Source organism: Gelatiniphilus marinus (assembly GCF_042684345.1).
Taxonomy (GTDB): Bacteria; Bacteroidota; Bacteroidia; order Flavobacteriales; family Flavobacteriaceae; genus Gelatiniphilus; species Gelatiniphilus marinus.
Map to the genome: position 1 here is coordinate 508599 of NZ_JBHULK010000001.1, position 14664 is coordinate 523262.

Annotated in this window: 13 protein-coding genes; 7 read left to right on the plus strand and 6 right to left on the minus strand. The window is 34.8% G+C overall.

Going from position 1 to position 14664, the window contains the following annotated elements:
• Nucleotides 1–261: 261 nt before the first annotated feature.
• Both ACFSQS_RS02220 and ACFSQS_RS02225 read right to left on the minus strand, forming a co-directional pair.
• Complete coding sequence (locus tag ACFSQS_RS02220) at nt 262–978, minus strand: DUF3307 domain-containing protein (protein WP_388013409.1); 717 nt, start codon at nt 976–978, stop codon at nt 262–264.
• Nucleotides 972–1574, minus strand: coding sequence for a SatD family protein (locus tag ACFSQS_RS02225; RefSeq protein ID WP_388013412.1), 603 nt, complete (start codon nt 1572–1574; stop codon nt 972–974). The genes ACFSQS_RS02220 and ACFSQS_RS02225 overlap by 7 nt, the downstream gene beginning before the upstream one ends.
• Before the next feature lie 243 nt (nt 1575–1817).
• Here ACFSQS_RS02225 and mscL point away from each other — a divergent pair, with 243 nt between their 5' ends.
• From mscL to ACFSQS_RS02240, 3 genes are all read left to right on the plus strand, one after another.
• Entirely contained in the window at nt 1818–2267 is a 450-nt protein-coding gene (mscL, locus tag ACFSQS_RS02230) for a large conductance mechanosensitive channel protein MscL (protein ID WP_388013415.1), read from the plus strand.
• 41 nt (nt 2268–2308) lie between these two features.
• A complete protein-coding gene (locus tag ACFSQS_RS02235) occupies nt 2309–2461 on the plus strand; it encodes a hypothetical protein (RefSeq protein WP_388013418.1) in 153 nt (50 codons plus the stop codon).
• A 215-nt stretch (nt 2462–2676) separates the two neighbouring features.
• On the plus strand, nt 2677–4584 hold the full coding sequence (locus ACFSQS_RS02240; protein WP_388013421.1) for a S9 family peptidase: 1908 nt from the start codon (nt 2677–2679) through the stop codon (nt 4582–4584).
• A 132-nt stretch (nt 4585–4716) separates the two neighbouring features.
• Here the strand turns inward: ACFSQS_RS02240 and ACFSQS_RS02245 are convergent, their stop codons facing one another.
• A complete protein-coding gene (locus ACFSQS_RS02245; protein ID WP_388013424.1) occupies nt 4717–5373 on the minus strand; it encodes an HAD family hydrolase in 657 nt (218 codons plus the stop codon).
• 67 nt (nt 5374–5440) lie between these two features.
• Here ACFSQS_RS02245 and rlmF point away from each other — a divergent pair, with 67 nt between their 5' ends.
• Nucleotides 5441–6340 (plus strand): 23S rRNA (adenine(1618)-N(6))-methyltransferase RlmF, encoded by a 900-nt coding sequence (gene rlmF / locus ACFSQS_RS02250; RefSeq protein ID WP_388013427.1) that lies wholly within the window; start codon nt 5441–5443, stop codon nt 6338–6340.
• A 47-nt stretch (nt 6341–6387) separates the two neighbouring features.
• Here rlmF and ACFSQS_RS02255 read toward each other — a convergent pair whose 3' ends face one another.
• The 3 genes from ACFSQS_RS02255 to ACFSQS_RS02265 form a co-directional block, all read right to left on the minus strand.
• Entirely contained in the window at nt 6388–7062 is a 675-nt protein-coding gene (locus tag ACFSQS_RS02255; RefSeq protein ID WP_388013430.1) for a DUF2490 domain-containing protein, read from the minus strand.
• A gap of 122 nt (nt 7063–7184) precedes the next feature.
• The gene (gene pckA / locus ACFSQS_RS02260) at nt 7185–8816 is read right to left on the minus strand and encodes a phosphoenolpyruvate carboxykinase (ATP) (RefSeq protein ID WP_388013433.1); all 1632 of its coding nucleotides are present in this window, start codon (nt 8814–8816) and stop codon (nt 7185–7187) included.
• A 41-nt stretch (nt 8817–8857) separates the two neighbouring features.
• Nucleotides 8858–10699 carry an SLC13 family permease gene (locus ACFSQS_RS02265; protein ID WP_388013436.1) on the minus strand — a complete coding sequence of 614 codons (1842 nt, stop codon included), beginning with the start codon at nt 10697–10699 and terminating at the stop codon, nt 8858–8860.
• A gap of 317 nt (nt 10700–11016) precedes the next feature.
• Here ACFSQS_RS02265 and bshB1 point away from each other — a divergent pair, with 317 nt between their 5' ends.
• From bshB1 to ACFSQS_RS02280, 3 genes are all read left to right on the plus strand, one after another.
• Nucleotides 11017–11733: a bacillithiol biosynthesis deacetylase BshB1 gene (gene bshB1 / locus ACFSQS_RS02270; protein ID WP_388013439.1), complete on the plus strand. Its 717-nt coding sequence runs from the start codon at nt 11017–11019 to the stop codon at nt 11731–11733.
• Between the two features lie 76 nt (nt 11734–11809).
• The gene (locus tag ACFSQS_RS16175) at nt 11810–12160 is read left to right on the plus strand and encodes a helix-turn-helix domain-containing protein (protein WP_449267407.1); all 351 of its coding nucleotides are present in this window, start codon (nt 11810–11812) and stop codon (nt 12158–12160) included.
• Nucleotides 12161–12236: 76 nt separating this feature from the next.
• Nucleotides 12237–14612 carry a hypothetical protein gene (locus tag ACFSQS_RS02280; protein ID WP_388013445.1) on the plus strand — a complete coding sequence of 792 codons (2376 nt, stop codon included), beginning with the start codon at nt 12237–12239 and terminating at the stop codon, nt 14610–14612.
• Nucleotides 14613–14664 lie beyond the last annotated feature (52 nt).

Here is a 14664-nt window from a genome sequence, read left to right on the forward strand (position 1 = left end):
GGCTAATTTGGCATTATACATCGATTGCTTCGCAACCGCTAAGCTCTGTTTAGTGGCGACAATATTTTTATTATTAGTTAAATTATAACGACCCTTAGCGGATTGAAAACTTTACTGCTAATTGATTACTGCACATTGCAGGTTTGCCTGCGCTAGGGATTGAGGCATTTGTTGAAGCTCGCCGACGCAGGAGGAAGCGACTGCCGAAAGCCCGACCCCTATTGCCCTGAGCGGAGTCGAAGGGTTGGGGTAGCGCCCTAATTATATTAATCTTAAAACATACTGGTAGCTTAGTCCGAAAACGATTGCCAATCCAAAACTTAGTAAGCTTCCTATAAGTATATATTCGGTGAGTTTGCGGTCTTTGGCTTTTGAGAGGTCGCCGAAACGGAACACCGATTTTGCGGCCAATAGAAACCCGATGCCTTCCCAATGCTGTGTTACGATAAATACGAATACCAGCAAACGCTCTAAAATACCAATATACTCGCCTGCGTTTTTTAAGGATTTGCCGTTACTATCTTCTTTTAAATACCATTTGGATATTACGGTTCTCATAATTATTGATGAAACCACCGTTACAGCCAACAGGCTTGTTATTAATAATAAAAATGCTGGATGGTATAGCGAATTGATGGTAAATTGATAAGGCTGGTAAATGCCAACAACTAGTGCAATTATTATTAAATGTGCCAGCTGATCTAAGCCAAATAGCAGCCTATTATTAAGTATAGATTTTAAATGAAGTTTTATAACATCAATACTATAATGCGAAATAATAATGATTAATAAACCCAACCAATAGTTTAAATTGGCTTGCAATACTAAAAGTAGCGCGCCCAAATGTACTAAAATATGCCAATATAGATATTTAGATTTGTGTTTGTGCTTTTCTTTGTGAGTTACCCATTTTTGCGGCTGTAATAAAAAATCGCCTATAAAATGCGCCAATATTAGTTTTATAAATAATGCTAGCATAGGTTTTGTATTTGGGTTTTGTAGTAGCGCAATAGTTTAGAAATTTCGTCGAACCCTGCGCGTTTAAGACCTTGGCTAATATTGCCTTGGGTTTTTTTTAAGATTTCTGCCAATTGGTTTTGGTTTAGGTCTGGGTTTTCTAAGGTGGTTTTAACAAGAATTGCCGAGGTGCTTGTCCAGTTGTTTAAAACCAATTGGGCAAGTTCTAGCATAATGTTTATAGAGGTGTCAAATTCTGTAAAAGGCGATTTTACAGCGAGCGTTGTTTTTTTAAGTGCCTCAAAACACTCGCCCGAGTTAATAAAAGCACTACCGTTGGATTCTGTAATTTTATCCGATTTATAGGTTTTGTCGCCAATACCAATGGCTAGCCTTACGTCTAGATTTTCAAATTGTTTTATGGCTGCCTTTAATAAAATACAAGCTTTTAAAGCGTCTTTGGGATTAACTTCCAACTGAAAACTGTCGCCTCTGTATATTTCCCATGTTAAAGGCGAACTGCCATAATTGTTTAAAACAGTTTTAAGCACCTCTAACCATAGTTTTGGAGAAATTTTTTTAGAATTTATAATGTCGCCTGTTATTATGCTTGTCATTTGTTATTAAAAATAAATGCGATCAAAAGTAAACAAATAAATCCAAGAAAACAAAATTATTAGCTTTTAAACTAATAATTGTTAATATTAGCTTTTAGACTAATAAATATAAATATTACTTACTTAAGCAATAATTTTAGCAGTGGCTTAAATCAAGTAAGCTACAGAAATAAGGTTTACTTTTTTTAACCCAAATGATAAACGAATATCTTTGCACCATAATTTTTAAAAAACAAATAAAAAATGAAGCTATTTAAAGAGTTTAAAGAGTTTGCCGTTAAAGGTAATATGATGGATATGGCCATAGGAATTATTATTGGGGCTGCTTTTAACAAAGTGGTAGATGTATTGGTAAAAAAGGTATTTTTGCCACCGTTGTCGTTGTTGACTAATGGTGTAAATTTTAAAGATAAACGCATTATACTTAAAGATGCTGTTGAAAATGCCGATGGTACAATACTAACAAACGAAGTTGCCATTGGTTACGGTGCCTTGGGCGAAGCTTTTATAGATTTTATAATTATAGGGTTTACCATATTTATTGTAGTTAAATTTATGAATAGACTGCGCAATAAAGCCCACGATGCCAAAGATAAAACCGTAACAACACCCAAAGATATTGAGCTGCTATCAAAACTTACCGATTTAATGGAAGAACAAAATACGCTGTTAAAACAAAACAAAACAATTTAATTTTATAAAGTCCCTGTTTTGGAAGGGTCTAGGGAGGTATTATGGCAAAAACAGGACGAGAGAAAAACACCAAAAACAAAGCGAAGCATTCTAAATTAATGACTCAGAAAAAGAAAAAAAAGAAAGCCGAAGACGCGTTGCGAAAGGAACGGTTAAAAGCCATTAATAAAAAAGCCAATCAAAAATTAAAATAATTGCATTGAAACACTTATTTGTTCTTAATTATTATAAATAGAAAACAAGTCTGTCTAAAGCTATTTGTATTCATCAATTTAAAGAAGAAATACCATTTTCCAATAGGGTAATTAATCTTAAAATGCTTTATATGTTTATCTTTGGCGCTTTGTGTGTTTTATTGCATTATTTAAAAAGAAAAAATAAAAATAACATCATATTAAAATTAAAATCCATGAGAACAATTGCACTATTTTTTGGGCTTTTTTTAAGCGTCCTCTTAGTCCAAGGGCAAGAATTAATGACTCCAGAACGCCTATGGCAATTAGAACGTATAAGTGTTTTAGGCTTAAACAACGAAGGCGACAAGCTATTTTACCGAGTAAGCGTGCCAAATATGGAAACCAATGGTTTTGATTATAGCTATTACAAAATAGCAATACAGGGTGGCACAGCCGAAAAAATAACTAAAAACGAAGTAGCAGTAACAGATAAAAACATATCGCCCGATGGCAAATATAAAATGTTTGATAAACCGGTTGCTATCGAAGCCATACACAGTATTGATGTTTATAAATCCTTACCAAAGTCTGATGCTTACATTTTTACCGATTTGGACAACAGGCATTGGGACACTTGGAACGACGGAAATTACAACCACGTATTCTATAAAGAAAAAAACGCTGCCAATGAAGCTGCTATCGATATTATGCCAAACGAACCCTATTACAGTCCGCAACGTCCCTTTGGAGGCGACGAAGATTATATTTGGAGCCCCGATAGCAAAAGCATTTATTACGTAAGTAAAAAATTAAAAGGAAAAGCATACGCTACAAGCACGAATACCGATATTTATAAATACGATTTAGCTACAAAAACAACCACCAATATTACAGAAAAAAACTTGGGCTACGATACAAACCCAAATTTTTCAAGCTTAGGCGATTTAGCGTGGTTGCAAATGAAAACCGATGGTTATGAAAGCGATAAAAACGACATTGTAGTTTTAAATAACGGCGTAGCACAAAACCTTACAGCCCAATGGGATGGTACAGTAAGAAGCTTTAAGTGGAGCAATAATGGCAAACGCATTTATTTTACAGCACCTGTAGATGGTACCATTCAACTGTTTAAGGTTAACTATCCCGGTAAAAAGCGTATCGCCCCAGTGGTAACCCAATTATCCGAAGGGTATTTTGATGTAACCGGTATTATTGCCGAAACCAAAAACAAACTTTTGGTAACGCGTACCGATATGAATCATGCCAAAGAAGTGTATAGTTTCGATTTAAAGAAGAAAACCTTCAATCAGATTACAAACCTTAATACCGATTTTTACAGCAAAATCGATATGCCAAAAATCGAAAAACGCTATGTAACCACAACCGATAATAAGCAAATGTTGGTTTGGGTTATTTTGCCTCCAAATTTTGATGCTTCAAAAAAATATCCAACTTTACTATACGCACAAGGTGGCCCGCAGTCGCCATTATCACAGTTTTATTCTTTCCGTTGGAATTTTCAGCTTATGGCATCGCAAGGTTATATTATAGTCGCTCCAAACCGTCGTGGAATGCCAGGGCATGGTGTGGAATGGAATGAAGCCATAAGTAAGGATTGGGGCGGACAAGTAATGGACGATTATTTAAGTGCCATTGACGCTCTTGCCAAAGAACCTTATGTAGATAACGATAGGCTAGGAGCCATTGGCGCTAGTTTTGGCGGGTATTCTGTGTTTTATTTAGCCGGAATACATAACAAACGTTTTAAAACCTTTATTTCGCACGATGGGGTTTTTGATAACCGAACCATGTACGGCACAACCGAAGAACTGTTTTTTGTAAACCACGATTGGGGCGGTAATTATTGGGATAAAAACAACACAGTAGCACAAAAGGCTTATAACGAATTTAATCCTATAAACATGGTCTCGAAATGGGATACCCCTATATTAATTATTCAAGGTGGTAAAGATTACCGAGTACCTATAGAGCAAGGTTTAAGTGCCTTTCAAGCGGCGCAGCTATTGGATATAAAAAGTAAATTACTGTATTTTCCTGATGAAAACCACTGGATTCTTAATCCGCAGAACGCTATAGTTTGGCAAACAGAATTTTTTAAATGGTTGAAGGAAACCTTATAATTTTTCAAGAGGCTGTCTGAAAAGGCAAAACAAAAGTAGTTTGTCATTATAACACTACAAATTACTTTTCAGGCAGCTACTTGTTTTTTTACTGTAGTTTTATTTTAACTTGAATTTTTTGCTTTTCTGAATTTAAAATATATTATGGATTTCAGAAAACCGAATCTCCCTAAAATCAGTAATCACTTTATCGGCGATTGAATAATCTTGATTTTTAGAATGTTTGCTATCAAACCCTACGCAAAAAATATGGGCAGCATTTGCGGCTTTTATACCATTGGTAGAATCTTCGATAACCATACACTCTTCACGTTTAAAACCTGAGGCTTTGGCGGCATTTATAAAAATTTCTGGGTGTGGTTTCGAGGCTTTTAAATCGGCTCCACTTAGTTTATCTATAAAATAAGGGTTGAGGTTAAAACGTGTAAAAATTCTATTGATATTGGGCATTGATGCCGAAGAGGCCAATACTAATTTTAAGCCATTTTCGTGGTAATCTTTAATGAGCTCTAAAACACCATCAATTAATTGAAAACCATCATCGTTATCAAACAAATACTTAAAATGCTTTCGTTTTATGGCAACTAATTCTTCAGCAGATTCATTAAGATTGAAAGTATCTCGCAGCGTTTGGCAAATAGGTAAGGTGGCTTTTCCGGTAAACGATTGGTAAAGTGCATCGGGCACCTTGATATTTACATCGTTAAACATGTTTTGATAGGCTTTGTGGTGCAAGGGCTCGCTGTCAACAATAACACCGTCCATATCAAAAATAACAGCTTTTAACATTTAGATAAAATTTTTTGGCGAAGATATTAGATTGCAAATAAACGACCTAAAAATCTATTTTGTAATTTTGATTCAAATTAATACAATTATCAAAACTAATTTTAACTTACACCCAAAAAACAAACATAAATCGGGTTACGATTTTGATGCTTTATGCGAATCATATTCAACATTAAAAGCATTTGTGTTTGTAAATACATACGAAACCAAAACCATAGATTTCGCAAACCCAAAAGCTGTAAAAGCATTAAATACGGCATTGTTGAAACACCATTATAATATTAATTTTTGGGAATTTCCAGATGTAAATTTATGTCCGCCAATTCCCGGTCGTGCTGACTATATTAATTATTTAGCCGATTTGCTTAAAGCTTCAAACATAAATGAAAAGATTAGCGTTTTAGATATTGGCACAGGCGCAACTTGCATATATCCCATTTTAGGTGTTGCCGAATATAATTGGAATTTTGTGGCTTCGGATATTGATAAAGTTTCATTGCAAAACGCTCAAAAAATCATTGATAAAAACAAACTAAACAGTGCAATTGCTTTAAGGCATCAAAAGGATAGTTCTAAAATTTTAAATGGTATTTTAAATGAAGTTGATAAATTTTCAGTATCGATATGCAATCCGCCATTCTATAAATCGGAAGTCGATGCCTTAGAAGCTACAACTCGAAAATTAAAAGGTTTAAATAAGGCAACAGATAAAGTAGTAAGAAATTTTGCTGGCACACACAACGAACTGTGGTACAAAGGCGGCGAAAAAGCATTTATTCATAATTATTTATTTGAAAGTGCTTTGTTTAAAAATCAATGTATTTGGTTTACAACCTTGGTATCAAAAAAAGAGTTGGTTAAAGGTGTTTTTGCATCATTGAAAAAATTGGGAGCAACTCAGGTTAAAACGATTAATATGGGACAAGGCCATAAAATATCGCAAATAGTTGCATGGACTTTTGCATGATAAACGTAATTGCGGGGTGTTTTTTAGCTTTTAAATTGTTTTAGAATTTAGCTTTTTTTCTTTCTTAAATCTGTTTTAAAAAATAAACTAACCTGTAAGCGATGAAAATTTTGTCCTTTTATTTTTCTGTTTAAATACCCGAACTGCAAATTGCTGGATTTATTAATGTTAATACCCAACGCACTGTAAAATCTGTTTTCTGTAAGTTTGTTGCTATTTAGTGTAACGAGAAACTCATCGTTTAGCCTTAAAAACAAGTGTTTGTTTAAAACAATTTTAGTTCCTAATCTGTAACGGAAACGGTGTTTAGTTGTATTGGTATTCAATTTGCTAAAAAACCTATGTTCTGCCCTAAACCTATGATCTATGGGGAGTTTAGAGGTTTTGTGTTTAAACACTATTTGTTCTGCCAAACGGTTTTCGAAAGTATGTGGGCTGTTGGTGTTAAAACCACCATCAATATCGGCATAGCTAAAAGCAATTGTTGTGGTTAATTTTGGCGATACGTGGTAGTTTAATCCGCCTGTTAGTAATATAAAATTAAAGTTTTGGGTTTCTTCAAAAAGCCATAGTTGTGCAAGGGTGCCTATGCTAAAATTGTTAGAAATTTTGTGCGAGCCCGAAAGTGTGTACCAAGCACCTAATTCGTCTTCTGCGTTGGTTTGTGCATAACTTAGTGAAAGGGTTAGTATTGTAAGTAATGTGGTTAGTAAATACTTCATGATTTTAAATTGCTAAAATATACAATGTCTTGAAAAGGTGTAGCGGTTAATATTGCTTAGTAAAGAAAAAAAGGAAAGGAGCTCCTAAAAAAGAGCTCCTTTCTGGATTAAATAAGAACCTATTAAAAGTGTTCGTTTAAGTGATGGTGCTGATCAATTAATGGACCACCTTCAATAATTTGTTCGGAGGCTTGAGAGGCAAATTTCTCGAAGTTTAAATGGAACGAGTGCGCCAATTGTATTGCTTTGCCCACATAAGCGCCTTTTTGTAGCCATGTGTTCATCGGGTCTAAAATTTCTGATGGTACGCCTGGACAGTATTTTGGCATGTGTAAGCCGAAAATAAAGTTTTGATCGTAATCTACGTTATCCAGCTCTCCGTTAAGGATTGCGGTAATCATAGCTCTTGTATATTTTAATTTTATACGAGACCCAACACCGTAAGGTCCAGCGCTCCATCCGGTGTTTATTAGCCATACCTTAACACCAGCTTCGGTCATTTTTTTACTTAGCATTTCGCCGTAAACGGTTGGGTGCAATGGCATAAAAGGCTCGCCAAAACAAGCTGAGAACGATGGTACAGGTTCTGTAATACCGGCTTCGGTTCCGGCAACTTTAGCAGTATATCCAGAAATAAAGTGGTATGCCGCTTGACCAGGTGTTAATTTTGATACAGGAGGCAATACCCCAAAAGCATCACAGGTTAAGAAAAAGATGTTTTTAGGATTATCGGCATAAAGCGTTTCTTGAATATTATCGATATGATAAATAGGGTAGCTTACACGGGTATTTTGTGTAATGCTGCTATCTTTATAATCGGGTTCGCCATTATCTTTTAGTACAATATTTTCAAGTAGAGCCCCCGGTTTTACGGCTCTAAAAATGTCTGGTTCTTTTTCTTCGGTAAGGTCTATAACCTTGGCATAACATCCGCCTTCAAAATTAAAGATGGTGTTGTCTTTTGTCCAACCATGCTCATCGTCACCAATTAGTTTTCTGTCTGGATCTGCAGATAATGTTGTTTTTCCTGTACCCGATAATCCGAAGAAAATAGCGGTGTCTCCTTTTTTACCAACGTTTGCAGAACAGTGCATTGGCAGTACGTTGTGTTCGGTTGGTAAAATTAAATTTAATGCAGAGAAAATACCTTTTTTCATTTCGCCTGTATAAGCAGACCCTCCAACTAAAGCTATTTTTTGTGTAAAGTTTAGTATAGAGAAATTGCCTTGGCGAATACCAAATGCTTTTGGGTCTGGGCACTCATACCCAGGAGCACAAAGAATTAACCAGTCTTCTTTAAAGTTTTCCAGCTCTTTTTCGCTTGGTCTTAAAAACATATTGTAAACAAATAGGTTAGACCATGGTAGCTCGGTTACTGTTCTAATATTTGTTCTAAATTCCGGATCTGCACACACGTAACCATCACGTGCATAGATTTCTTTTCCAGAAAGGTATTTGGTTATTTCGTTTTTAAGTTTATCGAAGTTCTCTGGAGATACTGCTTTATTGGTTTTTCCCCACCACACTTTATCTGCTGTATAATCGTCTTTTACTAAAAAACGGTCTTGTGGGGAGCGTCCGGTAAATTTACCAGTATTTATAGCTAGTGTGCCGTTGGCGGTTTCTTTCCCCATGCCTTTTTCAACAGTAATCTTTTGAAGTTCTTCCGGCGATAAATTCCAGTTTACTGTTACATCTTTTAATCCGTACCTTTCAAGGTTTTTGTCGTTCTGAACTGTTCCTGTTGTTTTCATTTTTATAAAATTTAAAGGTTCTTATTAATAATATATTTATTTTAAAATGGCCAGATTATTGGCACGAGTATCATTGATATTAAAAAGAATATTAAAAGCAATGGTGCGCCAACTTTTAGGTAATTCATAAATTTATAACCACCAGCAGTCATTACCATTGCATTTGTTGTGGTACCAATTGGTGTTAAAAACGCTGTTGATGCACTTATGGCCACCACTATCATAAAGGGTTCTGGCGATAGGTTTAAAGAGCTTGCAGCAAGTATGGCTATTGGTGCCATTAATACTGCTGTTGCAGAGTTGTTTATTACTTGGCTAAAGGTAGTGGTTAGTAAAAACACACCGCCTAATAGGGCTACGGGATGTATAGCACCCAAATATTCTACTAATCCGTTTGCAATTACTTGCGCGGTTCCTGTTTTTTGCAGTGCAATGCCCATGGGTATCATAGCGGCAATCATAACCACACTGGTCCAACTAATGCCCTTGTAGGCTTTTGATATGGGTACGCATCCTGTAAGTAAAATTATACCAGCCGAGATTAATGCCGCGATAGAGCCCGGTACAATTTTAAATACCATAAATATTATCATCAGTATTAATGAAGCCAACGCGATGTAAGATTTTGTGCTTAAACGCTCTACGTTTTTCGCCATACCTTCTGGACTTCCAATAATAACTAGGTTTTCGTGTTGTTTTTTTAGGTCGTCTATGTGCTCCCAGGTGCCACGTATTAAAAAGGCATCTCCAGCTTTTACGGTAATTTCTTTTTCTTTTAAGGGTTTGTTGTTTCTTGAAGCTGCTAATAGCTGAATACCGTAGCGTTTAAAATAATCGCCTAATTTATAGCGTCTTCCAACTAATAATGAGTTGGGGTTAACAATCACTTCGGTCATTCCAACCTCTTGGTTAATTAGGTTGTTTTTTAATTCGTCTGTAATAGGTTCTAATGGTAAAAACCCTAATCTAAAAGTAATCATTAGTTTATTAATAGCTTCAGTTTCACCTTTTACAGTAATAATATCGTGGTAGCGCAATTCTGTAGAGGGATCTGGAAACTCTTCAAATTGAGCAATACCTTTTAGTACATTAGGGTGTCTTCTTTTTAATCTAATTATAGATACATTATAATCTCTTTCCAGATGCCAGTCTTCTAATTTTGTGTTAATTAATGGCGAAATGGACCGGATGCGCAATCTATAATATCCGCTATCTATTTTATAGGCTTCAATCCAATTGTGCAAAGTAGATTCGATATTTACGGGCTTATTGTTTGTTTTGTTTTTTGGTAGCAATTTATAACCAGCATATCTAAAATACACTAATGCTATTAAAAGCAAAGGCAAACCAATTAAAGCAAATTCAAAGAACGAAAACCCGTCAAAACCAGCATCTATAAGGGCATTGCTTGCAATAATGTTTGGTGGAGTCCCCGTTAGGGTTAGCAATCCGCCGGTGTTCGATCCAAAAGCCACTGGCATTAGCATTTTTGAAGGCAGCGTGCCAATGCTCCAAGCCGAAGAGATAGTTAAAGGCATTAAAGTGGCCACAGTACCTGTGTTACTAACAAAACCAGATAATACACCAGCACCAAGCGATACAATAACCAATAGTTTAGGAACACTTTTTCCGGCCCACTCCACAAACTTTTTACCAGCCATGGCGGTCCAACCTGTTTGTGCAATGCCCTCGCCAATTATAAATAGTGCAGCAATCATTATTACCGTTGGATTGCTAAAACCACTTAGGGTTTCGGTGGCATCTAAAATTCCTGTTAAAAACAAACTAATCATAGATATTAGGGCTACAATATCTGGTGTGAATTTGCCCCAAACAAAAAGTGCGATTGTAATTGTTAATATCAGGAGCATTAAATAGATCATACTGTAAAATTATTTTATTGTTTTTGGCATCTTTTGTTAGCTGCCTAATTGTATAATGTAAATTTACAGTAGATGTTCTTTTATAATTATGATTAATGTCATGCTTTTGTTTTAGGGGGCGTTTTTCAATTATTGTTATATTTATCAATAAAAAAGAATAAAAAGCATTAACGAATACGTTTTCGTAATAGTGGGTTTTGTGAATTTCCTATTTTTTATTGCATTATTAGATGTGATTATTTAAAAAAATGAATAAAAACTAAGAAAATAATAACTCTAAAAAGCTATTTTTGGTTTTTATGAATAATATATAACATATGAAATTAGATATTCTTGCCTTTGGTGCGCATCCAGACGATGTAGAATTAGGCTGTGGTGCAACCCTAGCAAAAGAAATAGCAAACGGTAAAAAAGTTGGCATTATAGACTTAACACAAGGCGAACTGGGAACCCGTGGTACTGCATTAACCAGAGCAGAAGAATCTAGTAATGCCGCAAAAATATTAGGTGTTTCGGTTAGGGAAAACCTAGGGTTTGCCGATGGTTTTTTTGTAAACGATAAACAACATCAACTAGAAATTATTAAAACCATTCGTAAATACCAACCTGAACTTGTAATCTGCAACGCTATTGATGATAGGCATATTGACCATGCAAAAGGAAGCAAACTGGTAAGTGATGCCTGTTTTTTAAGTGGATTGATTAAAATTGAAACCCATGTAAACGGTACTAAGCAAAACCCATGGCGGCCAAAACAAGTGTACCACTACATACAATGGAGAAATTTAAAACCCGATTTGGTGGTTGATGTATCTGATTTTATAGATGTTAAGCTTAAAGCTGTTTTTGCCTATAAAACCCAGTTTTATGATGCCGCAAGTAAAGCACCGGAAACACCAATTTCCAGCAAGAACTTTACCGACAGTATAACTTACAGAGCAAGGGATTTAGGGCGCTTAGTTGGTGTTGAATATGCCGAAGGTTTTAATGTTAGCCGTTACATTACGGTAAATAGCTTGTTTGATGTTAAATAACATAGAACCAATTAACTCTAATTTTTAGTGTATTTATGGTTTTTAATACACCCTTTACGGATTTAAAGATATTCAAATTAGTAAACGTGCATATTCATGGCTATCTAAACTTAAATTTTACGGCAACATCAGGGAACTCAAAAACCTTATAGAACGCAGCGTTTTAATAAATAAAGAAGGAACACTGGAAATAAAACACTTTAATGAACAATTGCAAAACAATGTTTCAAACCCCAATAAAGGTACGCTTCCAGAGCCCGGTGCAATGTCTATGGACGAAATTGAAAAAGCCATGATTATTAAAACATTAACCTATTATAACCAAAACATTAGTCAGGTTGCAAAAGCTCTGGGATTAAGTAGAGGTGCTTTATATAGAAGGTTTGAAAAATATGGTATTGATATATCTAAAAATACGTTTGATTAAAAGAAATATTAAAATTTTGTAAAACGCCATATAAAAACTCTGTGGGTTTTAAATAATTATTAATAATAAATAAATTATGCCCAACACATTATTTATCAATTTGTTGCAACATAAATATTATCTCTATTTGGTTTTTTTATTTCTACCAATCACGTTGTTGCACGCTCAAAACAACGCAAATATCTCAGACCAATTGGCAAATAGGTTACACGAAGCATCAAAAAACCATGCTTCTGAGTCAGTATATATACAAAGTAGTAAAGGTATTTATGAAACAGGCGAGGATTTATGGTTTAAGGGTTATGTGTTGAATAGTCAGCATCTATCACCTTCAACGCAAAGTAAAACCTTGTATGTTCAGCTTATAGAAAGCAAAACCGAAAAAGCCGTTTGGGAAGAAAAATACGAGATAGAAAACGGATTTGTAAACGGACATATTTATGTACAGGACACCTTACGAGAAGGTCGTTACACTTTAGCAGCTTATACACGGTATTCATTTTATGATGATAAACAACCTATAAAATCCATCAGGCAATTACAAATTGTAGAAAACATTACAAAGTATCATCAATCAAAAAAGCAGGACACTTTAATTAAAGCTAAACCTAAAGAAACCGCCATCGATTTTCAGCTTTTCCCTGAAGGCGGATATTTGGTGTCAGGAATAACAAGTACCATTGCTTTTAAAGCTGTAAATACATTGGGTATACCCAAATCTGTATCTGGCACTTTATATGAAAACAATGTTCCCATAAATAAGATAAAAACAGTACATGCTGGTATGGGTCGTTTTAACTTTACTCCAGATGTCAACAAGCGTTATCATATAGTATTAGATTCGCTTACAACTAAAAAACAGTACACGTTGCCAACTATAAAAGCCGATGGTTACGTGCTACAACTGGTTAGTAATACCAAAGACCACTTAACCCTTAAAGTTTCAAAAAGCACAAGTCAAAAAGAAACTTTGTATTTAAGGGTTCAAGTAAGAGGTGTGGCGTATAGTGTTGCACAAGCAACCATAACCAAAGAGCGGTTAATAAAGATTCCTCTAAATGATATTCCGCAAGGTATAGCAGAAATAACTTTATTTAATCAAAATCTTGAACCTTTAGCAGAACGCCTAGTCTATATAAATCAAGACCAAAAATTGAACATAAAAGCAGTATTAGATAAAGGAGAATATTTAACCAAAGGCAACGCAAAATTAAAACTAAAAGTAACCAACCAACACAACAACCCTGTAATTGCTCATTTAGGGTTAAGCGTTTTTGATGATTTTTACAACAATCCAAAAGATACTAAAACCATAGAGACCCATTACCATTTATCAACACAATTAAAAGGCAGATTATACAACCCAAGTTATTATTTTAATCTAGAGAATGCCAATAGACACCAAGCGTTGGACTTACTGCTTTTAACCCAAGGGTGGAGATGTTATAGATGGAATGAGCAAAACCTGAAATCACAAAACCCATTAAAAACAACACAGTTAACTAATGGGGTAGAAGGTGAGTTTACTTATATAAAGAAAGGTAAAAACAGTCCTGAGCAAAGTTTTATAGTTGTTTATGATCCGCTTAAAGAAGAAAAAAAATCAATGATTCCTTTAGATACTAATAACAAGTTTGTTTTAACGCCTTTACATTTAAAAATGGGTAGAAGGTTATTTATTAAACATTTTGGCACAAAAAAGGATAAGATATTAATATCTGTTAAAGACCCTTTTCTGGCTATAAATAGTATAAAAAAACTAAAGGATTTTGGTTACCCAATAGCACCTGTTACAGAGAAAAGTGAAGTCAACGAAACTAAAACACTTAAATGGCAATCGATAAAGGATGCCGTTAAATTAGATGAAATTCAACTAGTAGCTAAGAAAAAAGGTATTGTTAAAAGAGATAAATATTTAGCAAAATTAGATAGCTTGGCTAAGCTAGATATGGCTGGCGGTGATTATGTCTGTACAAAAGATAATTATTTAAATTGTCCAATTCATCTGCCTCATAAATATAGCAAGAACCCAGTAGAAGGAGAAGTGTATTTAGAGCTTCAAATTAAGGATGGAGGGCAATGGGTTACAGGGGTAGCTCCTGTCGAGGGGCAAGTGTTTAGAAACCCTAAACTTCCAGCATACCGCTATCCAAAACTAACAGATGAGTATCTTTTAGAAAAGTTTAATATAATAAAGGCTAAAGGGTATTATACTAAAAAAGAATTTTATAATCCCATATATGACAAAACAGAACAGATTGATGGTTTTCCAGATTATAGAAACACGCTGTATTGGAAACCTGATATAATAACTAACAACAAAGGAGAAGCCCAATTAGAATTTAGTGTTTCCAGTATCAACTCCAAATTTATAGGCGTTATAGAAGGTGTAAATGATAATGGCGAATTAGGACGACAAACCTTTGAATTTCACGTTAGAAAAAGAGAATAAAAAGTATAAATCTTGAGTGTCAATTTTTTTGTGTAACATTTTAATATTAATA

Coding starts and splice junctions, on each gene's coding strand:
- bshB1 (WP_388013439.1), top strand. CDS start 11,017: ATGAAATTAGATATTCTTGCCTTTGGTGCGCATCCAGACGATGTAGAA.
- ACFSQS_RS02245 (WP_388013424.1), bottom strand. CDS start 5,373: ATGTTAAAAGCTGTTATTTTTGATATGGACGGTGTTATTGTTGACAGC.
- ACFSQS_RS02255 (WP_388013430.1), bottom strand. CDS start 7,062: ATGAAGTATTTACTAACCACATTACTTACAATACTAACCCTTTCACTA.
- ACFSQS_RS02220 (WP_388013409.1), bottom strand. CDS start 978: ATGCTAGCATTATTTATAAAACTAATATTGGCGCATTTTATAGGCGAT.
- ACFSQS_RS02225 (WP_388013412.1), bottom strand. CDS start 1,574: ATGACAAGCATAATAACAGGCGACATTATAAATTCTAAAAAAATTTCT.
- ACFSQS_RS02265 (WP_388013436.1), bottom strand. CDS start 10,699: ATGATCTATTTAATGCTCCTGATATTAACAATTACAATCGCACTTTTT.
- ACFSQS_RS02235 (WP_388013418.1), top strand. CDS start 2,309: ATGGCAAAAACAGGACGAGAGAAAAACACCAAAAACAAAGCGAAGCAT.
- pckA (WP_388013433.1), bottom strand. CDS start 8,816: ATGAAAACAACAGGAACAGTTCAGAACGACAAAAACCTTGAAAGGTAC.
- ACFSQS_RS02240 (WP_388013421.1), top strand. CDS start 2,677: ATGAGAACAATTGCACTATTTTTTGGGCTTTTTTTAAGCGTCCTCTTA.
- mscL (WP_388013415.1), top strand. CDS start 1,818: ATGAAGCTATTTAAAGAGTTTAAAGAGTTTGCCGTTAAAGGTAATATG.
- ACFSQS_RS02280 (WP_388013445.1), top strand. CDS start 12,237: ATGCCCAACACATTATTTATCAATTTGTTGCAACATAAATATTATCTC.